At 58.1% G+C, this 21,259-nt stretch carries 20 protein-coding genes; 8 read left to right on the top strand and 12 right to left on the bottom strand.

Going from position 1 to position 21,259, the window contains the following annotated elements:
- Positions 1 to 47: 47 nt before the first annotated feature.
- Positions 48 to 1,052, bottom strand: a complete 1,005-nt coding sequence (locus tag HGP12_RS33020; RefSeq protein ID WP_168843311.1) for an ABC transporter permease — start codon at positions 1,050 to 1,052, stop codon at positions 48 to 50.
- Positions 1,053 to 1,106: 54 nt separating this feature from the next.
- Positions 1,107 to 2,585 (bottom strand): sugar ABC transporter ATP-binding protein, encoded by a 1,479-nt coding sequence (locus HGP12_RS33015; protein ID WP_168843312.1) that lies wholly within the window; start codon positions 2,583 to 2,585, stop codon positions 1,107 to 1,109.
- Between the two features lie 401 nt (positions 2,586 to 2,986).
- Between HGP12_RS33015 and HGP12_RS33010 the strand changes: the two genes are divergently transcribed.
- Together HGP12_RS33010 and HGP12_RS33005 are read left to right on the top strand one after the other, a co-directional pair.
- Positions 2,987 to 3,571 (top strand): NADPH-dependent FMN reductase, encoded by a 585-nt coding sequence (locus HGP12_RS33010; RefSeq protein WP_168843313.1) that lies wholly within the window; start codon positions 2,987 to 2,989, stop codon positions 3,569 to 3,571.
- Positions 3,572 to 3,618: 47 nt separating this feature from the next.
- The gene (locus tag HGP12_RS33005; RefSeq protein ID WP_168843314.1) at positions 3,619 to 4,014 is read left to right on the top strand and encodes a hypothetical protein; all 396 of its coding nucleotides are present in this window, start codon (positions 3,619 to 3,621) and stop codon (positions 4,012 to 4,014) included.
- A gap of 67 nt (positions 4,015 to 4,081) precedes the next feature.
- On the opposite strand, the gene HGP12_RS33000 is transcribed toward HGP12_RS33005, so the two are convergent.
- From HGP12_RS33000 to HGP12_RS32980, 5 genes are read right to left on the bottom strand one after another with little or no spacing between them, the layout of a single operon-like run.
- Positions 4,082 to 4,819, bottom strand: coding sequence for an ABC transporter ATP-binding protein (locus tag HGP12_RS33000; RefSeq protein WP_168843391.1), 738 nt, complete (start codon positions 4,817 to 4,819; stop codon positions 4,082 to 4,084).
- Positions 4,819 to 5,655 (bottom strand): ABC transporter ATP-binding protein, encoded by an 837-nt coding sequence (locus HGP12_RS32995; RefSeq protein WP_168843315.1) that lies wholly within the window; start codon positions 5,653 to 5,655, stop codon positions 4,819 to 4,821. The genes HGP12_RS33000 and HGP12_RS32995 overlap by 1 nt, the downstream gene beginning before the upstream one ends.
- Positions 5,642 to 6,544 carry an ABC transporter permease gene (locus HGP12_RS32990; protein ID WP_168843316.1) on the bottom strand — a complete coding sequence of 301 codons (903 nt, stop codon included), beginning with the start codon at positions 6,542 to 6,544 and terminating at the stop codon, positions 5,642 to 5,644. Before HGP12_RS32990 ends, HGP12_RS32995 begins: the two co-directional genes overlap by 14 nt.
- Positions 6,541 to 7,569, bottom strand: a complete 1,029-nt coding sequence (locus HGP12_RS32985) for an ABC transporter permease (protein WP_168843317.1) — start codon at positions 7,567 to 7,569, stop codon at positions 6,541 to 6,543. Before HGP12_RS32985 ends, HGP12_RS32990 begins: the two co-directional genes overlap by 4 nt.
- 27 nt (positions 7,570 to 7,596) lie before the next feature.
- Positions 7,597 to 9,183, bottom strand: a complete 1,587-nt coding sequence (locus HGP12_RS32980) for an ABC transporter substrate-binding protein (RefSeq protein WP_168843318.1) — start codon at positions 9,181 to 9,183, stop codon at positions 7,597 to 7,599.
- Positions 9,184 to 9,312: 129 nt separating this feature from the next.
- Between HGP12_RS32980 and HGP12_RS32975 the strand changes: the two genes are divergently transcribed.
- The 4 genes from HGP12_RS32975 (at position 9,313) to HGP12_RS32960 (ending at position 13,248) form a co-directional block, all read left to right on the top strand.
- Positions 9,313 to 10,029, top strand: a complete 717-nt coding sequence (locus HGP12_RS32975) for a FadR/GntR family transcriptional regulator (RefSeq protein ID WP_168843319.1) — start codon at positions 9,313 to 9,315, stop codon at positions 10,027 to 10,029.
- Between the two features lie 69 nt (positions 10,030 to 10,098).
- On the top strand, positions 10,099 to 11,073 hold the full coding sequence (locus HGP12_RS32970) for a mannonate dehydratase (RefSeq protein ID WP_168843320.1): 975 nt from the start codon (positions 10,099 to 10,101) through the stop codon (positions 11,071 to 11,073).
- Between the two features lie 38 nt (positions 11,074 to 11,111).
- Entirely contained in the window at positions 11,112 to 12,014 is a 903-nt protein-coding gene (gene kdgD, locus HGP12_RS32965; RefSeq protein WP_168843321.1) for a 5-dehydro-4-deoxyglucarate dehydratase, read from the top strand.
- A gap of 61 nt (positions 12,015 to 12,075) precedes the next feature.
- Positions 12,076 to 13,248 carry a lactonase family protein gene (locus HGP12_RS32960; RefSeq protein WP_168843322.1) on the top strand — a complete coding sequence of 391 codons (1,173 nt, stop codon included), beginning with the start codon at positions 12,076 to 12,078 and terminating at the stop codon, positions 13,246 to 13,248.
- 39 nt (positions 13,249 to 13,287) lie between these two features.
- Here HGP12_RS32960 and HGP12_RS32955 read toward each other — a convergent pair whose 3' ends face one another.
- Positions 13,288 to 15,351, bottom strand: a complete 2,064-nt coding sequence (locus HGP12_RS32955) for a putative bifunctional diguanylate cyclase/phosphodiesterase (protein WP_312862969.1) — start codon at positions 15,349 to 15,351, stop codon at positions 13,288 to 13,290.
- Positions 15,352 to 15,769: 418 nt separating this feature from the next.
- Here HGP12_RS32955 and HGP12_RS32950 point away from each other — a divergent pair, with 418 nt between their 5' ends.
- Positions 15,770 to 16,684: a DMT family transporter gene (locus HGP12_RS32950; protein WP_168843324.1), complete on the top strand. Its 915-nt coding sequence runs from the start codon at positions 15,770 to 15,772 to the stop codon at positions 16,682 to 16,684.
- A gap of 215 nt (positions 16,685 to 16,899) precedes the next feature.
- On the top strand, positions 16,900 to 17,883 hold the full coding sequence (locus HGP12_RS32945; protein WP_246703648.1) for a sensor domain-containing diguanylate cyclase: 984 nt from the start codon (positions 16,900 to 16,902) through the stop codon (positions 17,881 to 17,883).
- Between the two features lie 1,125 nt (positions 17,884 to 19,008).
- Here the strand turns inward: HGP12_RS32945 and HGP12_RS32940 are convergent.
- The 4 genes from HGP12_RS32940 to HGP12_RS33885 all read right to left on the bottom strand — a co-directional run.
- A complete protein-coding gene (locus HGP12_RS32940) occupies positions 19,009 to 19,287 on the bottom strand; it encodes a helix-turn-helix transcriptional regulator (RefSeq protein ID WP_003517384.1) in 279 nt (92 codons plus the stop codon).
- A 17-nt stretch (positions 19,288 to 19,304) separates the two neighbouring features.
- Positions 19,305 to 20,627 (bottom strand): type II toxin-antitoxin system HipA family toxin, encoded by a 1,323-nt coding sequence (locus HGP12_RS32935; RefSeq protein WP_168880182.1) that lies wholly within the window; start codon positions 20,625 to 20,627, stop codon positions 19,305 to 19,307.
- Positions 20,628 to 20,669: 42 nt separating this feature from the next.
- A complete protein-coding gene (locus tag HGP12_RS32930; protein ID WP_168880181.1) occupies positions 20,670 to 21,059 on the bottom strand; it encodes a hypothetical protein in 390 nt (129 codons plus the stop codon).
- Positions 21,056 to 21,259, bottom strand: a 204-nt coding sequence (locus HGP12_RS33885) for a hypothetical protein (protein WP_205926793.1), incomplete at its 5' end; no start/stop codon positions are given. The genes HGP12_RS33885 and HGP12_RS32930, both read right to left, overlap by 4 nt.

Raw genomic sequence — 21,259 nt, 5'->3', positions numbered from 1 at the left:
GACGCGCCGTTTGGTTTCCGAGTGCGAACACTGGAATTTCTTCGGGCTTAGCTGCCCAGGTTTCTCTTTTGGTCGAGCATGACGGCGCCGACGATGAGCGCGCCCTTGAGGACCTGCTGGTAGTAGGATTGGATCCCCATCAGATCGAGGCCGTTGTTCATGACGCCGATGATCAATGCGCCGATCAGCGTGCCGGTGATGCGGCCGACGCCGCCGGAAAGGCTGGTGCCGCCGATGACGACAGCCGCGATGGCGTCGAGTTCGTAGGCGATGCCGGCTTGCGGTAAAGCGGAGCCGGTGCGAGCCGCGAGGATCATGCCTGCCAGCCCGGAAAGGCCGCCGGAAATCACATAAGCGAGAAAGCGCAGCTTGCTGACATTGATGCCTGACGTGATGGCAGCATGAGGGTTACCGCCGACGGCGTAGATATAGCGGCCGAAGCGGGTGCGGTTCAGAACCCACCAGGCGACGATGAAGACGATGGCGAGCAGGATGACCGGCATCGGAATGGACAAGACACTGCCGGTGCCGATCCAGCGGAAATCCGGAATGAGCGCCGGAACCGGCTTACCGCCGCCATAAATCAACGTCAGGCCGCGTGCTGCCGAGAGCATGCCGAGTGTTGCGACGAAGGCGGGGACAGCGAAACGGGACACGATGAGGCCGACCACGGCGCCGCAGGCGACACCGACGAGCAGACCGACGGCGAGCGCGATATAGGGTGGATAGGGGGCGCCGACGATGCCGGCTGTCGCTGACGTCGTTGCGAAGCTTGCGCTGACGATCCCGGTGAGCGCAACCACGGAGCCGACGGAGAGGTCGATGCCGCGTGTCAGGATGACAAATGTCATGCCGATCGCCAGCACGCCGTTGATCGAAGTCTGCAGCAACACATTCGAGATGTTGCCGGCCGTCAGGAAATACTCATTCGAGAATGAGAGGACGACGGCCAGAAGCAAGAAGGCGAGAAAGATCCCGTATTCCTGAATGATCAATCTGCGCCGGTCCGAACCGAACCAGGAATTGGACGGATTGTTGTCAGTGGCGGACATTGCAAATACCTCTTGTTGCCGGGCGCTTCTTTTTGGCCTCGTGCTCCGTCGCATTCAGGTCGACAGATGCACGAGCGATTGCGCGTCGGCCTCCTCCCTCTTGAGAATCCCGGCGGAGCGTCCCTGGCGCATCACCAGGATGCGGTCGGACATGCCGAGAACCTCGTCTATTTCGGATGAGATCATGATCACGGTGCCGCCTTGGGCGGCGAAGTCGCAAATGATGCGATAGATTTCGCGCTTGGCACCGACATCGACGCCGCGCGTCGGCTCGTCCAGCAGCAGTACTTTCGGCTTGCGCAGAAACCATTTGCCGAGAACGACCTTCTGCTGATTGCCGCCGGAAAGGCCGGAGACGGGCATGCTGTCGCGCGCCGCCTTGATGCCGAAACGCTTGATTATATCCTGGCTAGCTGTGGCCTCGGCCCGGCGATCCATCGAGAAACGCGGGCTCATTTCTGGAAGGCTCGCGAGGCAGATGTTGTTGCGCACGCTATCGATCAGGTTGAGACCCGTGAGCTTGCGATCTTCGGTCACGAAGGCAATGCCGTGCTGCATGGCTTCTGCCGGCTTGCGCACGACGATGGGTTCGCCGGCGAGCATGATCTTGCCGCTGCTGACGGCATCGACGCCGAAGATGCAGTTGAAGATCTCGGTCCGGCCCGATCCCATCAGGCCATAGATGCCGAAGATCTCGCCCTTATGGGCGGTAAACGAGATATCGTTGACCTTGCCCTCTGCGCTAAGACCGGTGACTTCCAGCCCGGGCGTCGCCGTCGGCACATTGGTCTTGATATATTCCTCGCCAAGCTCGCGGCCGACGATCATACGGATGAGGCCGGGCCGATCGATCTCGGCGAGTACACCGCTGCCGACATAGGATCCATCGCGGAAGGCCGTGTAGGAATCGGCGATCTGGAAGATTTCGGACAGGCGGTGCGAGACGTAGACGACGCCCTTGCCCCCGGCCTTCAGCCGCTCGATGGTCGCAAACAGCTGCTGTGCTTCCTTCTCGCCGATTGCCGAGGTGGGCTCGTCCATGAAGATCACCTCGGCGTCATGGCTCAGCGCCTTGGCGATCTCGACCAGCTGAACCTGGGCGACCGAAAGGTTCATCATGAATTGCGTGGCGCGGATCTTGAACTGCAACCGGTCGAGCAGCGCCTGCGCATTGCGGTTCATCGTCTTGAAATCGATGCCGCCGAAGCGGGCCGATGGCTCACGGCCGAGATAGATGTTCTCCGCAACGGTCATGTGCGGGATGGGGCTGAGTTCCTGTTCGATGATGGCAATACCGGCAGCAAGCGCTTCGGCGGGGCTTGCATAATCCACGTCCTTGCCGCGGCGGCGGATCGAGCCAGCATCGCGCTTGTGAATACCCATCAGGATCTTGATGAAGGTCGACTTGCCGGCGCCGTTGCCTCCGCACAAGGCGTGGACGGAACCGGGCCGCAGCTGAAAGCGTCCGTCGCGCAATGCAGCGACGCCGCCAAAGGACTTCTTCAGCCCCTCTACTTCAAGCAGGAATTCCACTTTCCCCTCCGCACTCCCGATGCCGGAGCAAGCTCTGACGAGACCGTCGATTGTTGCCTAGCACCAATGTTGACAATATTCGAAGTGCTTTCGACAAATGTCAATACGACGATGGAGAATTCCTATAGGAAGGTATCGTGCATGGATACCGATGGCGCATCTTCTCTTGGATGCGACTATAGGTAATCGTTATAAGCATCTGTAGATAATGATATTTCGTCGCACTATAATTACCGCAATGAGTAGCCTAGAAGGTGCCGTTGCGGTGGGAGTAGCGGCGCAAGTAGCCTGCGTAGAACACAGCGATTGTGCAAAAAGTTGGTTGTAGGCGCGGAGAATCTGCTTAATTTTAAGGTGCAGCGCAGTTCCGGCTGATATCGTTGGGACGGAGTAAGACAGAGATGCAGCCATCGAAAATCACCATCCTGTCATGCAGCATGGATCCGGAAAGCCGGAGTCGCCGGCTCGCTCGTGAAGCCGAGAAGCTGTTGCGGGAGAGGCGGTGTGGGGTTGATTTTATCGACCTTCGGAACCATGAATTGCCCGTATTCGATAACTCGAACTGCTATGACCATCCATTGTATGACAGGCTCTATCACGCAATCCGCGATGCGGACGGCGTGCTGCTTGCCGTGCCCATTTACAATTGGTCAGTGGGCAGCGTTGCCAAGAGCCTGATCGAACTTACCGGCGCAACAGGTGCGGGTGGTCGAAAATCTGCCTGGTTCGACCAGATCGTCACTTTCGTCTGCTCCGGGGGGCTTCCTCATAGCTATATGGCTTACGGAAACCTGGCGATGTCGCTGATGCTCGATTTCAAATGCGTGATCAATCCCTACGTCGTTTATGCGACGGAGAGAGACTGGATCGATGGTGCCAACCCGTCCGATGCACTTGCAGCAAGGCTGCAAAAGACGATCGAGGTCAAGCTGGAACTTGCATCGCGCCTTCGAGGCAGGGGTTATACTTCCGATTGGGAAATCTGAGGCACGGGAATTTACTGCTGTTTACCGATCACAATTTGGAGACGAACATGAACAATGAGGTGCTCAAAAACTACCTTCTTCATCTTGTTCCTGCGTTCGCTATCCCGATAGGATTATATCTGCTGGATGATAGCATTCCGCTGACGGCTCTGTTTAAAATCTGGTTGCTGTTTCCTCTGCTCCTGCTCGCAGTGAAAGGCCTGACGGTTTATTTCGCTCCAGGCAATCTAAGAGACCGTTCGATAGGACGAATCCTTGAATATGCTGTGTTGCAGGGGATGGTATATGCTGCGTTCATAGTTTTGTTTATAGGTTTTGCGCAGCCATATCTGCAGCTCACAACCCTTGCAACATTACGTCAATTTTTGATTGGCAGTGTTGCGATGACGGTGTCCAATATCCTCATGGCTCTAAATCAGCAAAAAAAGCTGCGCAATTCGTAACATTCGACAGCTGTTGTCTAAGCTTGCTTTTTCCGGAATTTCGACGGACGCCCGCGATACGCGTGCGTCAAAGGAAACTCGCTTCAAACAGTTCGCGCGTGTAAGCGTCGTGGGTTACGCTGGCTTGTATGTCTGCCTTGGTGAGTTCGTCCACGAACCGGCCGCCCTTCATGATCAGAACCCGGTCGCACATGTGGCCGATGACCGCGAGATCATGGCTGACGAGGATGTAGGTCAGTGATCGCTCCTCGCGTTGATCGGCGAGCAGATTGAGGATTTCGGCCTGGATCGACACGTCGAGCGCCGATGTCGGTTCGTCCAGCAACAGGATCGGCGGTGACAGGATCAGAGCCCGGGCAATCGCCACGCGCTGGCGCTGACCGCCGGAAAGCTCATGAGGATAGCGATTGGCGAAACTCGTGGGCAAGCCAACCTGCCGCAGGGCCTTTTCCACCTTGGCCCAGACGTCGTCATGCCCCATGGCCCGCAGCGGCTCGGCGAGCGCTGTGCCGATCCGGTGCTTGGGGTGGAGCGATCCGTAGGGGTCCTGAAATACTATCTGCGCATGGCGCAGTTCGTCTCGCGTCCTGACCTTTCCGACTGCCTTGCCGGCAATTTCGATCGTGCCGGTCCATCCTTTTTCCATTCCGGCGAGGCTGCGCAACACCGTCGATTTGCCGCATCCGGATTCGCCGACAATTCCGAGTGTCTCGCCGCGGCTGACCTCAAAGCTGACGCCACGCACGACGTGGTTTTGGACCTTGCCGGACGTGAAAACGACATCGAGATCCTGCACCTTGATCATCATACGCGCTCCAGTTTTGTCCTGTCGAGTACGGCCAGGCGGCGTACCGGGTGACGCGGATCGGGCAGGGCAGCCATGAGCCCCCGCGTATAGGGGTGTTGCGCATCTTCCAGCCGGGTCAGGGTTTCGACAATGCGGCCGCCATACATGACGATAATGCGCTCGCAGAAGGCCGCGACCATGCGAATGTCGTGGCTGATGAGCAGAAGACCGGAACTGTTCTCGCGCACGAGTTCATCGAGCAGGGTGAGGACGTCCTTGCGCACGCTGACATCGAGCGCCGATGTCGGCTCGTCGGCAATGACGAGCTTTGGCTTTGCCAGCAGCATCATGGCAATCATGACGCGCTGCCCCATGCCTCCGGAAATCTGATGCGGATAGAGAGCCATGACGCGCTCGGGATCGGCTATTCGAACCCGTTCAAGCATGGCACGCGCCGCATCCCGGGCAGCGCTGCCCGTCGCGCCGAGATGAAGGCCGGCGGACTCTGCGATCTGCTTGCCGACAGGCAGAACCGGATTGAGCGAGTAGCGCGGATCCTGCATGATCAGCGCCATATCCTTGCCGCGCAGCGCGCCCATCTGCCGCTCCGTTCTATCAAGGAGCGGCGTGCCATTCAGATCCAGGCGCTCGGCCGTCACGGCTGCGCTCGGCGGCAAAAGGCGCATGACGGCACGGCCGGTCGTCGACTTTCCGGAACCGGATTCGCCGACAATTCCGACGCGTTCGCGGCCGACATCGAAGCTGACATCCGAGACGGCCGAAACGGAGTTGCGGCCGAAGCGGACATTCAGTCCCTTGATGGAGAGAATGGTGTTGTGATCACGATCTTGCATGGCGGGGATCCAGAATATCACGCAGAGCATCGCCTGCGATATTGAAGGCTAGGCTTGCCAGAAGGATGGCAATGCCGGGCATGACAGCGACCCACCAGAAATCGAGCATGTATTTGCGGCCGCTGGAAATCATCGCGCCCCATTCCGGCGCAGGCGGTTGCGCCCCCAGCCCGAGAAACCCGAGCGATGCGGCTGTCAGGATGATGCCGGCCATGTTGAGCGTCAAACGCACGATCACCGAGGGAACGCACATCGGCGCGATATAGAAGAACAGGATGCGCAGCTTGGACGCGCCATAGAGCTGCGCGGCGGCGACATAGTCGGCATTTCGGACCACGAGCGCTTCCGCGCGCGCCAGCCGCGCGATCGGTGGCCATGCGGTCAACGAAATCGCGATGATGGCGGTGTTAAGCCCGGCTCCGAGTGCGGCGGCGAAGGCAAGAGCGAGGATAAGCGAAGGAAAGGAGAGCACGATATCCGTTGCGCGCATCAGGAAAGCGTCGATGCGCCCGCCGAAGAAGCCGGAAATGACACCGATCAGAAGGCCGATCGGTCCGACGATAACGGAAATCGACATCACCGTTTGGATGGTGATGCGGGTGCCGAAGATCAATCGGCTGAGAATATCGCGACCGAATTCATCCGTTCCGGCCAGATGCGCGAGGCTAGGCGGCTTCAGCGCCTCGGAAAGCTGCTGCAGGTTCGGATCATATGGTGCAAGCACCGGCGCAAAGATGGCGATCAGGCAGAAGATGGCGAGAACGACGAAGCCAGCCAGCCCAAGGGGCTCGTGGCCGAGCTTGCTGCCTGCGCGCCTCAGCGATGCACCCATGCGGGTGAGGATGCCCGGCGGGCGAACATCCGCTTCCGTTTGGACGGCGTCGGTCATCGGCTTGCCTCCCTGGTGCGCGGGTCGAACACGGCATAGGCGATATCGGCGAGGAAATTCAGGAGCATGAAGGAAAACCCGACGATGATGGTTGCGGCCAGGATGGCGTTCATGTCACCGATCATCAGGGCGTTGGTCATGTATTGTCCGATGCCGGGCCAGGAAAAGACGATCTCGGTGACCACGGCGCCCTCCAGAAGACCGCCATAGGAGATGGCGAGGATGGTAATGAGCTGGACGGCTATATTGGGAAGCACATGGCCGATGACGGTCCGGATCGGGCTTGCTCCCTTGGCGCGCGCGGCGATCACATAGTCCTGGCTCAGCTGCTCCAGCGTAAAGCTGCGTGTCATGCGCGTGATATAGGCGACCGCCGCATAGGCCAGAATGCTGGCCGGCAGGATGATATGCGCCAAGGCGTTCCAGAAGATCTCTGTTTCGCCCTGCAGCAGGCTGTCTATCAGGAGCAGCCCTGTCCTTGAGGTGACGATACCCTCGTAATAGACGTCGACCCGCCCCGGTCCGCCAACCCAGTTCAGGCCCGCATAGAAGACGACAAGTCCAACGATGCCGAACCAGAAAACGGGAATGGAATGGCCGACAAGGGCAATGATGCGCGCGATTTTATCGATCAGACTGTCGCGGAACAGAGCTGCGACGAGACCGAGCGGCACACCGACGAAGGTCGAGATGATGACGGCGAAGGTCGCAAGTTCGAACGTCGCCGGAAATGCCTGGGCCAAGTCCGAGGAGACCGGATTGCCCGTCAGGATCGCCGTTCCGAAATCGCCATGAGCCAGGCCCCTCAAATAAATGAAAAACTGCTGGTAGATCGGCAAATCCAGGCCGAGCCGCTGGCGCATCGCCGCGTAGGCGGCTGGATCGGCCAATTCACCGACGATGGCGCCGACCGGATCGGCCGGCAAGACGCGACCGATGACGAAAGTGACGCAAAGGAGGATGAACAGGCTGATGATCAAATGCGCGATACGGCGTCCGAACTCAGCGGCGGATAGTTCCTTCATGGTCGCTGCCTTCGATAATTAGTCGGCTCAGTCCTTGGTCACAATCTCAAGCCGCGTCATCTGGTTGGGATGCCCGACGTAACCCTTGACTTTGCCGGACAGCACGATCGGTTCGAACCGTTCGAAAAGGGGTAAAAGCGCCGGCTTCAGATCGACGAACATTTTCTGCATCTGCACGTAACGCTCGCTGCGCTTCTGGGCATCGACTTCCACGGCCGTCTTTCCATAAAATGCGTTCAATTCCGGAATATCCCAGGCTGAGCGCCAGGCGAAGTTGCCGGCATTATTGGCTTCCAGGCGATTGTCGGGATTGTTGGCGAAGTCATCCATCGAACCGAGCACGTTCGGCATCAGGGCGCTGGTCTGCGGAATGAGGAGATCGAAGTTGCGTGCGCGGTGCGCCGCGATAATTTCGGAGCCGTTACCCTGCTGGATATCGACCTTGATGCCGATCTGGCCGAGCGATGCCTGGATGGCGGTGGCAAGATCGATGCGCGGCGTCTGCGCAATCGTCTTCAGCGTCAGCGAGAACCCGTCCTTGAACCCTGCCTCTTCCAGCAATTGCTTGGCTTTCGAAATGTCCAGATGCCAATCCGGATTCGGTATCGCATTAGCGAAATTCTCCGGAACGGGGACGTTGCGCGCCCGCCCGTACGGACCCATTATGGTCTTTTCAATTCCCTTGTAATCGATGCCATAAGCAATCGCTTCGCGGACTTTCGGGTTGGCGAGATATTTGTTGCCCGCATTCATAGCCAGCACGTAGAAGCCGCCTGTCGGTACGCGCTGGATGACAAAATCGCTTTTGCCCTCGAAAGTCTCAAGATCAGACTTGGTCAATGCATTGCCGATATCGATATCGCCACGCTGCAGCATCAATCGCTCGACCTGGCTTTCCGGCACGTGACGAATGATCACGCGGCGCATCTTCGGCTGGCCGCCCACATAGTTCTTGTTGGCATCCAGGAGGACGATCTCGTTCGGAGTCCATTTGTTAAGCGTGAATGGTCCGGAGCCGGCCGAGTGGGTTCTCAGCCAGGCATTGCCGTAATCGTTGTCCGATATGTGCTTTTGCACTTCGACGCTGTCGACGACGCTCGAAACGCCGACTGCGAGACGATAGAGCAGGCCCTCCGCCGTCGTCTGGTCAGTCAAATCGATCTGCAGCGTTTTGGCGTCGATCGCATGCATATGCGCGGCAATGTTATCGCCATTATAACCAAGCCGCTTGAAATAGGAGGCTCCCGACTGATTGAGCTTCAGCAGTCGCGTCAGCGAGAAGATGACGTCATCGGCCGTGACCGGGTTGCCGGAGGCGAATTTGGCATCCCGCAATTTCAGTGTCAGCGTCTTTCCATCGTCCGTCCAGCTTTCGGCGAGTTGCGGAACGATTTTGCCGTCCGCCGTGGTGGCAACGAGCCGGTCGTAAAGATTGGCAAGGATTTCGAGCGCCTTCGGCTCCGTCGCCTGTTGCGGGTCGAGCGACAGCACCTGCGCAAGCGATGTGCCGATTACCAGCTGATCCTTCGGAGTGGCCGCATAAAGCTGGGGAGCGGCGAGTGTCAACGCACCTATCGCAATACCGACGAATGCGGATCTCGAAAAGTGCTTCATTATGGCTCCTCCTTGGATTACTATAAATACGTATTATGTCGTCCGTATGTCGTATTATGATTATCGAAGATCAGCGGGCTTGGCAAGCCCGCGCAGATCAATCGGCGGCAACCAGATGGGGATCAAGGAATGACGACGATGAGCAGAGGTCGGCAAAGACTCGCGCAGCAGGTGATCGATCAACTGCGGGCGCAGATCGAAACGGGCAGGCTGCGGGTGGGGGATCAATTGCCGACGGAGCCGCAGCTGGAGGCGACGTTTGGTGTCAGCCGCACGGTCGTGCGCGAAGCGATTGCCGACCTGCGCTCTGCCGGGCTCGTCAAGCCAATTCAGGGCAAGGGTGTTTTTGTCGCGGAGCTGACGGCACGCGGCGGACTGGCCCTGACGCCGGTTGAGATTAAAAATATCCCGGAAACCCTTGAATTGCTGGAGTTTCGTATGGCGGCAGAGGGGGAGGCGGCGGCGATCGCCGCTTATCGAAGAACCGCCGGGCAGGAAGCGGCGATCGCCGCGGCCAATCGAAAAATGGCGATGCTGATCGACCAGGGGCTGCCGACGGTCGAGGCGGATTATGAATTCCATATGGCCATAGCCGCGGCGACAAACAATCGATTCTATGTCGACGTTCTCCGGCATTTCGGTGCCCGCACGATCCCGCGAGGCCAGTTCCCAACGCTGCCGGAAGCCAATGATCGGGCTTATCTGGAAAAGGTCCATGCCGAGCACGTCGAGATCCTGATGGCCATTGCGGACCAGGATCCCGAACGCGCGCGCCAGGCGATGCGGGCACACATGATGGCGAGCCAACGGCGCTATCGCTTCCTCGCCGAGCAGCAACCGCAATAAGGGCTCGACACCTCTAAAAATTCATATTATGTCATATGACATTATGAAATCGAACGGGAGACATTCCGGGTGTATGTAGGAACGCAGGTCGACGCGCGGGACGACGATGATTATCGGGTTTTTGCGCAATTGGGGGTGAAGCACATCTGCGCCGATCCGCCGGGGAGGCCGGAGAGCTGGACGCTATCCGATCTCGAACGTCATCGCGACAAGGTGGAAAGCTTCGGATTGATCCTGGACATGGTCCAGCTTCCGTTGCCGTCGCAGCCGATCGAAAAGGCGTCCTATCCCGATATTCTTCTCGCCGGGCCTGATCGTGATCGTCAGATTGATTCGGTCTGCAAGCTGATCGAAGATGTGGCGGCGGCCGGCATTCCCGCGGCAAAATACAATTTGAATCTCATCGGCATTCCACGCACCCCGGAAGAGCCGGGGCGAGGGGGCTCGATGAATGCGAGCTTCCGCTGGGACAAGGCGGACCACAATGCCGCACCCGGCCTTGCAGGGGTTTTGTCGGAAGATGAAAACTGGGAGCGCATCGATTATTTCCTTAAGCGTGTTATCCCCGTGGCGGAAAGCAGCCGCGTCCGTCTCGCCTGCCATCCGCATGATCCCTACACGCCGCCGGGCTATCGCGGCGTCACGCGCGTGCTGGGCTCGGTGGAGGGTTTGAAGAAATTCGTCCTCATGCGTGAAAGCCCCTATCACGGGCTGAACTTCTGCCAGGGATCGATCGGCGAGATGCTCGACAATCCGCGCGAGGAAATCGACGACATCATTCGCTGGTTCGGCACGCGCGATAAGATCTTCAACGTCCATTTCCGCAATATCAGCGGCGGCAAGCTGTCCTTCATGGAGACCTTTCCGGATGAGGGCGACATGGACATGGTCCGCTCCGCCCGGATCTATAAGGAAGTCGGGTATCGGTACATGCTGATGCCGGATCATGTCCCGACGATCAGCGGCCGTGATCCGACCGGCGTCGCCTTCGCCTTTTGCTATGGTTACATCGCAGCGCTCGTTCAAGCGCTCGAACAGGCCTGAACCTTGTTGCCCCAATTGAATTGAAACAGGATTCCACGATGAACCCGATTGAACTGAAAAAAGCAGTTGGCAGCGGCCTGCTATCGTTCCCGGTCACACATTTTGATCAGAATCTGACGTTCGACGAAGCGAAGTACCGCAGCCATATCGAATGGCTGGCGGGCTTTAACGCCGCAGCGCTTTTCGCGGCCGGTGGGACGGGTGAGTTCTTTTCCCTCAACCCCTCCGAAATCCCGCAGGTCGTGCGTGCCGCCAAGGCTTCGGCCGGCAAGACGCCGATCATTTCCGGAGCGGGCTACGGAACGTCGCTCGCAATCGAAATCGCCAAGGCCGCGGAAAAGGCCGGCGCCGACGGTCTGCTGCTTCTGCCGCCGTATCTCCTGTTTTCAGAGCAGGCGGGCCTGATCGCCCATGTAAAGGCAGTTTGCCAGTCCGTCGGTATCGGCGTCATCGTCTACAATCGCGACAATGCCGTGCTCAGCGCCGAGAGTTTGGCACGACTGGCCGACGAATGCCCCAACCTCATCGGCTACAAGGATGGGGTCGGCGACGTCGACAAGGTGATCGAGATCACCACGACACTCAACGATCGTCTGGTTTATGTCGGTGGCATGCCGACACACGAGGTCTACGCCCAGGCCTATTTCGCAGCAGGTGTCACAACCTATTCTTCCGCGGTCTTCAATTTCGTTCCCGCTCTGGCGCAGCGTTTCTATGCTGCGCTGCGGGCCGGAGATCAGGCAACGGTCGACAATATTCTGCGGAGCTTCTTCTTCCCGCTGGTAACCCTGCGCAACCGCAAGAAAGGTTATGCCGTCTCCATCATCAAAGCGGGCCTGCGTATCGTCGGCAAGGATCCGGGTCCGGTCAGGCCGCCTTTGACAGATCTGACGCCAGAGGAAATGGCTGTGCTGGAAAAGATCGTCGCCGTGGCGGGGTGACGATCCGGGATCAGACCAATCGTTTGCGATAACGACGATCTGTATTGGAGGGAGGTGACGCGTGACACAGATATCCTTTGGACTTGCCGCATCGGTGCTCGCAATGGCGGCGATGGTGTCGGGTGCTGGCAGCGCTTCTGCAAGGACATTCGTTTATGTTTCGGCAGCAACGGCCGGAGCGATCGACACTTACAGCATGGACGAGAACACCGGCGAGCTCCTGCAGGTTTCGACCTTCGATGCGGGTAAGATGGTCATGCCGATGACCGTCAGTGCCGATAAGAAACATCTCTATGCCGTCATCCGTTCGCAGCCGTATCGGGTGCTGACGCTGGCGATCGATCCTACGACCGGCAAACTCACCCAGGAAGCCGTCGCCGCCTTGCCCGACAGCATGCCTTATGTCTCCACAGATCCGTCGGGCCGTTTGCTGTTCACCGCGTCTTATGGCGGCAACAAGATCGCCGTGCTGCCGATCGCCAAGAATGGGCTTGTGACCGACGGTGCACGGCAGATGATCCTCACCGGCCGCAATGCGCACTCGATCGTAAGCGACCGGACCGGCAGATACGTCTTCGCAACCAATCTTGGTTCCGATGTCGTGCTGCAGTTCGTGCTCGATCCGGCCACCGGCATGCTGGAGGTGAACAATCCGCCAAAGGTTACGACGAAGCCGGGCTTCGGGCCGCGCCACATCATTGTCTCGCCGGACAATAAATCCGTTTATGTTCTGACGGAATTGACGGGCCACGTCATCCACTACGCCCTCGATGCTGCCAAAGGTACGTTGAGCGAAGTCGAAAGCGTGAAATCCGTTCCTGATGATGCCGGACTTTTTCCGGGCATTGCTCCGCCGGCCCCGGCAGCGTTCAACGCAACCGCGCCAGGCGCAGCTCCGGCCGATGACGGCAAGCCGAAGGTATGGGCTGCCGATATCGGCATCACGCCGAACGGCAAGTTCCTCTATACGACCGAACGAACCACCAGCAAGATCGCTCTCTTCCATGTGGCCGCAGGCGACGGAAAGTTGACCTACGTCACGAATTATCCCACCGAGCAGCAGCCGCGCGGCATTCGCATCGATCCGTCGGGCCGCTTCCTTGTCGCCTCCGGCGAGAAGTCCGACAAGCTTTCGGTCTATGCCATCGATCAGGCAAGCGGCACGCTCTCATCCGTCGGTCGATATCCGGTCGATGCCGGCGCCAACTGGATCGAGATCGTGACATTACCCTAAGCGCCGCCTTATGCAGAAAACGCCCAAGCGTTGGATACGCTATCCGGCCTTCACGGCCATCCCTGCAATCAGGCTTTCCACCTCGGAAGAGGGAAGGGGCCGGGCGAGCAGATAGCCCTGAAGCAGTTCGCATCCGGCGCCTTCGAGGAAGCGGGCCTGTTCCTCGGTCTCCACGCCCTCTGCCACGACTTCCAGTTCGAGCGTTCTGCCGAGCGACACGATGGCGGAGGCAATAGCCATATCGCCGGGCTTGTCCGGAATGTCGGCAATGAAGGATCTGTCGATCTTCAATCGGGACAGCGGAAAGCGCCTGAGGGCGCTGAGGCTCGAATATCCGGTACCGAAATCGTCGATCGCGAGACTGACGCCCAGCGTCTTCAGTTCAAGCATGCGCTCTATCGCTCCCTCGATATCGCGCATGATCAAGCTCTCCGTCAGTTCGAGCTCGAGCCATTTCGGATCAAGACCTGCCGCTTCGAGTGCCGACGCAACCTGGTTTGTCAGCGAACTTTCCAGAAATTGCCGGGCCGATACGTTCACGCCGATACGCAGCTCAGGCAGGCCGCGATCCTGCCATGCTCGGGCCTGCTGACAGGCCTTGCGCAGAACGATTTCGCCGAGCGGCACGATGATCCCCGTTTCCTCGGCCAGCGGAATGAAGTCTGCGGGCGGCAACAAGCCCTCGACAGGATGCTGCCACCGCACCAGCGCTTCGACGCCGATCACCCTGCCGCTGCGGATCTCCTTTTGCGGCTGGTAATGCAGCACGAACTCATCCCGCTCCACCGCGCGCCGCAGCTCTTCGATCCGGCTCAGCTTGTTGCGGGCGTCCTCCGCCATGGACGGTGTGAACAATCGAATGGAGTTGCGCCCCGCTTCCTTGGCGCGATAGAGCGCCATATCGGCGCTTGCGAACAGGTCCGAGGCGGTATCGCCGTGCTCCATGGCGCATGCGACACCGATGCTGCAGCCGACACGGATTTCGACGCCGTCGATAGTCAGCGGCTTGGATATGGCCTCGAGAACGGCGGTGAGCCTCTCGTATATGGAATCGGAGGACTCCTCCAGGACGATGATGAATTCGTCACCGCCTATCCTCGCAACGATGCCGCGGCGACCGACATGGGTCGATATGCGCTGCGCCACCGCCATCAGCAATTCATCTCCGGCGGCATGGCCGAGAGTGTCGTTCACCAGCTTGAAATTATCCAGGTCGACGAAGGCAACGGCCAGGGGCTTCTGCTTTCGCGAAGCCTTTTCCAGCAGGGCGCTGAGCTTGCGGTCGAGCAGCATGCGGTTGGGTAGCCCGGTGAGCGCATCGTGTTCGGCCAGATAGGCAATATGGGCGATGTCCCGATGACGATCGATCGCTATCCCAACCGTTTGCGCTATGCCCGCGAGGAATTCCATGAGCCCGGCCTCGTCGCCGTCGGTCTTCACCGTCACCAGCGCCCCATGTTTGCCGCCATCCCGCGAGAAGATCGGAAATTCCAGAATGTCGCCACTCAAGGATTCGGGTTGCTCGCTGTCGAGAACAAAGTCGACCTGCCTGCCGTCGAGCAATCGTTCAAGGAGGGATCGGGCATCCTTCAGAAGGTCGTCAAGATCGACGCCTCGCGCCACATCCTGCAGGAGTTTCGTCTGCGCGCTCATCAATTCTTCGGCACGCTTGCGAGCGGAGATGTCGCGCGAGGCTCCAACGACACCGATGATGTTGCCGTTTCTATCCCGCAACGGAACGCGCGACATCATCAGCCAGCCTTCGCCCTTGAGGCGCCGCTCTTCCACGCCGAGATCGGCTTCGCCTGATTCCATGACCTGACGCTCGACCTCCTCGATCTTACGCGCGTCGGCCATCGGGTGAATTTCGGCGTCCGTGAGGCCGATCATTTCAGCGACATGTGTAAAGCCGTTGTTGAGAACGATAGCCTGGTTGGCAAAGAGGAAACGGCCGTCTCTATCCTTGGCGTAGATATAGTCGGGCACGTAATTGATCATCGCTTCGAGCCATTCGTAACGCTCGGTGAGCGACAGATGCTGAGCCCGGAGCAATTCGAGCAGCTCGCGGACATGCCGGTCATCATCGTTCGCATCTGTATTCACTGACTTCGACGATCTACCCGGCCGCTGTGTCATCAATGTTCTCTCACGTGGTGAACGGACAATAGAGGCAAGCAGTTATGCAACCATGAAAACAGATGGGGCATTTTGGCCATCTTAAACGAAAGCGTAAAGGCATATTTATCGGAGCTTTGACCAGAAGAATCTGGTTGCTGAGCATTCATGCGGCGGTGAAGGAGGGGTGGATTTGGCAAGCGTCGCGCTGCATGGTGGGAGAAAATCATAAAGTCGAGCACAAGCCATAGCTTGACACTTCATATTGTAATTTGAATTTCGTTCGTGTTGCCGCGCCGGATGCCGATCATATTCAGCTTGAGGCGTGGTGGTCGCCTTGCGGAGTAGGGGTGAAAACCGCTAAAGCCGAGGCGGGAGAAATGCAGGATTCGCAAGGACAAACGACATGAACGTTCGCAGAGCAGCGGCGAGTGGCAATCTCGTGCTTGCCGGCATGCTTCTGATGCTTGTCGGCGACTTCATGTTTTCGCTGAATGATGCCATGGGCAAGTGGCTGGTTGCGAGTTTCTCCGTCGGGCAGATACTGGTTATCCGCTCGCTCGGTTCATTCATAGTCCTGGCACCCATGATCGCGCGGCAGGGCAGCGATGCGCTCTTTCGCCTCGAGAGGCCGCCGCTGCAGGTCTTGCGGATAGTTATGACAACACTTGACGTCGGTCTTTTTTACGCCGCCGTTGCCTATCTGCCGCTTGCCGACGTCATGACCTTCTACATGGCCGGCCCCATCTATGTCGCCGCTATCTCGCATTTCTTCCTGGATGAGAGGATCGGCTGGCGGCGGTCGCTGGCCGTTTTCGTCGGCTTCGTCGGCGTATTGATCGCGCTCAGACCGTCCGCCGCCATGTTTTCCTGGCCGTCGCTTTTCGGCCTTGGCGGCAGCCTCGCATTCGCGATGACGCTTGTGCTCGGGCGGCGGCTGCGGCAGACGAGCGATGCCACGCTTGTTACCTGGCAGACGGTTGGCGCCCTCGCGGCCGGATTGGTGCTCAGCATCGGCAATTGGCGCGCGGCATCGGCACTCGATCTCGGCGCCATGCTGGCGCTCGGCGTTGTTGCCGGCGCCGCGCACTTGATGATCACTCGATCATTGAAACTTGCCCCCGCGTCGCTGCTCGCTCCGCTGCAGTATAGTCTGCTCCTCTGGGCGATCATCCTGGGCTTTGTTTTCTTCGGCGATATTCCGGATGCCCAGATCGTCATCGGCTCTGTCATCATTGTCCTTGCCGGGCTCTTCATTTTCCATCGCAAGAACATGGTTGCTACGATCCCAAAAGACGACATTGCCCCGGATGGGCATTGAGGCTGATACGTCATCGTTATCTCACTGAATATCTCCGGCGATCACGGCAACTCGCCTGTCTGGGAACGACGCCGCATGCATTTGCAGAGGTTTGCCAAGCAGATTGGGAGGGCTTGGGCCACCCCACTAGGATTCGTGCTCATCCCCCGTTACGATAAACCGCGCATCAACAAATCCGTGGCAGCCTATAGAAGCCAACGAGTGGAATGGGGAACATGAGCCTGCTGTCGTCCCTGATGAGAAGAATGCGGAGCCATTCCGAGATTTCAGGCGTTGATCGCCTCGACCCATCACACGATGTGCACCATCTCAAAAAGGTTTTCGACCGCTGTTCCAAGGCAGCCAGGATCGGAGTGTGGGAGTGCAGCCTTCCGGATGAGCGGCTTTCCTGGACGGATATGGTCTACGAGCTGTTCGATCTTCAACCGGGAGAACCCCTGGTCCGCGATGACATCGTCGCGCTCTATTCGCCAGAGGCATCCAAGGAGCTTACACGACTTCGAAATGCAGCCATCGAACAGCGCGGCAGCTTCTCACTCGATGCCGAGATCGTCACCTGCAAAGGCAATCGTCGCTGGATCAGGATCACGGCGACGGTCGAATGCGAAAATGATATTCCGGTCCGCATCTTTGGCCTGAAGCAGGATGTTACGGCTGAGGTCATGATGCTGCACGAGATCCGCCGCCGGGCGGATTTTGATCATCTGACGGGGCTGCCCAACAGGTTCAGTTTTCACGAACGCCTCGACGCGCTCTGCGGATCGGGATTGGAGACCAACACAGCTCTTCTGCTGATAGATCTCGATGGCTTTAAACGTGTCAACGACACTCTGGGCCACCGGATGGGGGATACGTGTCTTGTAGAGGCGGCGCGGCGTCTGGCGGGCGCTGCGGAGCACGCCGATCTGGTGGCAAGAATCGGAGGCGACGAGTTCGCCGTGATCTATACCGGGACTTCGGTAGGGCATGTCGAACATGCTGCCAGCCGTATCGTGCAGGAAATGCAATGGGACGCTCGTGACGGAATCGTCCTCGGCGCGTCCGTCGGTATCGCTTGGGCAGTGCCGGGAACGACCTCGGCCACGCTCTACGAGGAAGCCGACAAGGCCATGTACCGGGCCAAGACACAGGGGCGGGCTCGTCTTGTCGCTCATTGCACGACGACAGATGAGCCGCGCCCGTTCAGATCCGCGGGATGACTTCAAGGCGAGTTCGGACGCTTGTCTGGTGTTTCGACAAGGTCGGTGCGCCGAAACTCGACTGGTATTCGTCCTCTGCAAGGGAGGCACGCAATTCTGGTGGTTCATTAGGGAGCGCTGATCATTTAAAGTCCCGCCTTCCAAAACAAAGGACCAAGATGTCTGAACATTCACGACCGCTCGAATCGACAAGGCATTGCGTATCTGACCGTAAGCCTAAAGGGACGATCACTTATATAGCTGTTGCAATCATTGCTGTTCTCACAACATCGATTTCAGCCAGACATGAAGCTCCTGCACCATCGCAGAAACCCGTCGCGAAGTTGCTCCAAGACACCAACTGATCTGCCGGGAAGTGCTGTACGCCGACCGTCAGTGGTTGTTTACTATCGATTATGCAACTATAGATTGAAAGCAGATAATATACATTATGGAACTGATCTCGTGCCGCCGGATGTCGGTGTTTGTCGCTGGACACTGGGTCTCGCCTAAATCCACATGAATTCGCCGGTTCGGGCATTTGATTTCGCCCAGGGAGATTGGCTGGTCGGATAGGAATAGAAAGGAGCCCAAAAGCTGAACTATGGTACTCAGAACGAGGCGGCATGGCCAACGTCACTAAACTTGACTTTAACTTCCCCTGGCGATCGAGCTCATATGGGCAAAGGGTGCGAATTCCAGTGACATTGTTGCTTCCGTAGCCGAACGGAGACGAGATAATCGTGCTCGCAGACACGTCGTCTGGCAACGGATACTGCTTGGTTCCGCATCTGTAGCCATGATCGCTGACGCGGTCTTAAATGCGCCCGCTAGCCATGGATTAGGTATTGCAAAAGACGGTTCTGACGATTCCACATTTGCCTTAGTGGCTGAACCCAATCTCGATGCCGATGCGGTATCTTTAAAACCCAAGTCGGCGTGACCGCAAGCCGCGTACCGCTGACCCCGTCGTGACAATGGCGGGTTCAGTCAGCTTCGCTATTTTCGCCCTGCCTCGTCTTCTTGACTTTGAGCCTCGTTTGATCACGCCCTAGACCGATAATGATCCTTTTCGTGTGCGGTTTGAAATCCGCACCTGTCCGGAGCACAACTTTTGATCGATGCGGCAAACTGAAAATTCAGCCATCATTGCGCCTTCGGAATAAACCCCACAGTAAATCCGAACAATCGGCCAATCTTCCCTAAAGTTTCGAGCGTTGGGTTCGCCGTGCCGGCTTCGATCTCAGCAACTTGGCGCCTGGTGAGCGATAGCGTCTTGGCGAATTCGTCCTGCGTCAAACCAAGCCCTCTTCGGATTTCAACAACAGCCTCAGGTAACCTCAAGTCGCCCGTCCGAGCGCGTTCCGCCAGTGTTCGCCGGTTCTCAAGAATTTCCTCTTTCGTTGGCTTTCTCCATCGAGCCATCTAGCGGTCCTTCGCCATCATTGACACGCGGCCAGAACGCCGTCGGCTATCGCGATACAGCGCCCCATCGCACGATCTAGAATTTCCGGAGGCGCGCTCATATCTTTCGCCATGGTCGGAGCCTGGCGCAAGTGTTCGGCAAACATGGCAAGCGTAGCTACGAGCGCACTCTGCTCAGCAGGATCAGGCATCAATTCGCCGCAAATGTGCTTCCAATCGGGAAGATGATCGCGACCTGCGTCACGCATCATGGCCCAGCGGGTGGAACGGACGATCCCCTCTTTGGCGAGCCGCATTGGCGCGAAATCAAAGAGCGGAGACAGGCGGATCGTGCCGTCCTGGTGTTTGCTTAATGCGGAATTCCGGCCGTGATTGTCGGGATTGCCAAGCGCGAGGTTGGCGATATCGCGCTTCAGGTATTCGACAATGTCCCCGAAGGGATTGGCCGAGTATTGGCGCAGAACGTCGATATAGGCCTCATGCGTGCCGACATGGCCGAAATCGGCAACCCCGATCGCAGACACGAGGCTTTCCTGCCCCAGTCGGACGGTTCCGACACCTTCTTTTTTCATCCGGTCGAAACGGGGAATGATCAGAACGCCTTCGGCGTAGGTCGAGTGTTCGTTGACATTCAGGCCGATCTCTTGAGCTATCCGCGAATAGAGGGCTTCGCCTTCGAGAATCAGGCGGTCCACAGGCTCGTTGCTGCGGACCAGCTTGACGATGACGTGGCGCACGGCCTCATCATCGGTCACGAAGCTGTCAGGATAATAGAGACCGTCATTCGCCTGGGTCATTGAGACCTTCGGCCATTCGCCTTGCAGGCCGCTTGAGCCGGAGGCGAGCATTCCAAAGCGGTCGGCGACTTCCATGAAGCGATCTGATCGTTCAAGGATTTCCGCCTCTGTAACCCCTTGGCGCTCAACACCGCGCAGCCGTTCCGTTTCGGCCTCGGCCGCTTCCTTGATGCGGATATTGCCTATGCCGCCCGTTGCCGATCGCAGAAGCAGCGGTAGATCGGAAGCGCGCGAGCCTTCAGCAAGGCCGAGGTGCTCGGCAAGCTTTCGCCTTGCATGCCCCTGGGGCATAAGATCCAAGAGGAAGGGCGGCCAGCTGCGGCTATATCGATTTTCCAGATCAACAGGATAACGGACTGACAAGGCGCGATGGTCGCGGACCGTTTTTCCGGCCGCGAATTCCGCCGACGCCACGGTGACGAAATAGTCGAGATCGTAATCGACGATCGACGCGCCCTTGAAGCCGGCCGCGTCGTCCTTCAGTTCTAGCGTCGCGGCGTGATGCCACTCACCATCAAAATGGGTTTGGAGCGTTAGGCGCATTAACTGACCCTTTCAATGGTTCAAATAATGCATTTTTTTAAGTTATTCAACCCAGCAAAGTGGGTTGAATAATTGCCCTCGGAACTGCCAGGGACCGAAGCGGTGATTGAATCTTCTGATCCGGGTGACCATCTTCCGGCCACGCAACGCACTACCGCAGGCGAACAGCATGAGGGACAGGCTCAGCGCGGGCGTCAACCAAGCATCGGAGCCGCTTCTCCCATCAAACACAATGAGCAAGACAGCTCCCATTGCAGCGAAGAAGACCATTCCGAAATCGTATTGCGTTGAAAGGCTCGCAAGCCGGGCCGAATCTTGGGCATAGCGCAATTGCCTCGCCAACCTTCGCTTTTCGGATGCCAGTTGATCGCGCTGGCATCCGATCGCGTAGAAACCATGTTCGTTTTTCTTTTCAAAGCTCGACTTACTCATATCGCTGACCTCAGATATTTTTCTGCAATTTCCTCTGTTGACCTGTCACTGCGAATTTCCTCCAAAACCATCGGGACTCTCTTATGTTCATTTGCAAGCTCTCTAGCCGCGTTTTTTCTTTCGCCTTTGACGACGAGGTCATGCGTGAAGCTGATGCACAAAGCAGGAGACAGGGCATTTAGACGACGGCTGGCATACTC

This window comes from Rhizobium sp. P28RR-XV (assembly GCF_012641385.1).
In the GTDB taxonomy this organism is placed as follows: Bacteria; Pseudomonadota; Alphaproteobacteria; order Rhizobiales; family Rhizobiaceae; genus Rhizobium.
Note: the sequence above shows the minus strand (reverse complement) of the source record. Positions and strands in the feature narration are given on the sequence as shown.

Coding starts and splice junctions, on each gene's coding strand:
- HGP12_RS33020 (WP_168843311.1), bottom strand. CDS start 1,052: ATGTCCGCCACTGACAACAATCCGTCCAATTCCTGGTTCGGTTCGGAC.
- HGP12_RS33010 (WP_168843313.1), top strand. CDS start 2,987: ATGCAGCCATCGAAAATCACCATCCTGTCATGCAGCATGGATCCGGAA.
- HGP12_RS33005 (WP_168843314.1), top strand. CDS start 3,619: ATGAACAATGAGGTGCTCAAAAACTACCTTCTTCATCTTGTTCCTGCG.
- HGP12_RS33000 (WP_168843391.1), bottom strand. CDS start 4,819: ATGATCAAGGTGCAGGATCTCGATGTCGTTTTCACGTCCGGCAAGGTC.
- HGP12_RS32995 (WP_168843315.1), bottom strand. CDS start 5,655: ATGCAAGATCGTGATCACAACACCATTCTCTCCATCAAGGGACTGAAT.
- HGP12_RS32990 (WP_168843316.1), bottom strand. CDS start 6,544: ATGACCGACGCCGTCCAAACGGAAGCGGATGTTCGCCCGCCGGGCATC.
- HGP12_RS32985 (WP_168843317.1), bottom strand. CDS start 7,569: ATGAAGGAACTATCCGCCGCTGAGTTCGGACGCCGTATCGCGCATTTG.
- HGP12_RS32980 (WP_168843318.1), bottom strand. CDS start 9,183: ATGAAGCACTTTTCGAGATCCGCATTCGTCGGTATTGCGATAGGTGCG.
- HGP12_RS32975 (WP_168843319.1), top strand. CDS start 9,313: ATGACGACGATGAGCAGAGGTCGGCAAAGACTCGCGCAGCAGGTGATC.
- kdgD (WP_168843321.1), top strand. CDS start 11,112: ATGAACCCGATTGAACTGAAAAAAGCAGTTGGCAGCGGCCTGCTATCG.
- HGP12_RS32950 (WP_168843324.1), top strand. CDS start 15,770: ATGAACGTTCGCAGAGCAGCGGCGAGTGGCAATCTCGTGCTTGCCGGC.
- HGP12_RS32945 (WP_246703648.1), top strand. CDS start 16,900: ATGAGCCTGCTGTCGTCCCTGATGAGAAGAATGCGGAGCCATTCCGAG.
- HGP12_RS32940 (WP_003517384.1), bottom strand. CDS start 19,287: ATGGCTCGATGGAGAAAGCCAACGAAAGAGGAAATTCTTGAGAACCGG.
- HGP12_RS32935 (WP_168880182.1), bottom strand. CDS start 20,627: ATGCGCCTAACGCTCCAAACCCATTTTGATGGTGAGTGGCATCACGCC.
- HGP12_RS32930 (WP_168880181.1), bottom strand. CDS start 21,059: ATGAGTAAGTCGAGCTTTGAAAAGAAAAACGAACATGGTTTCTACGCG.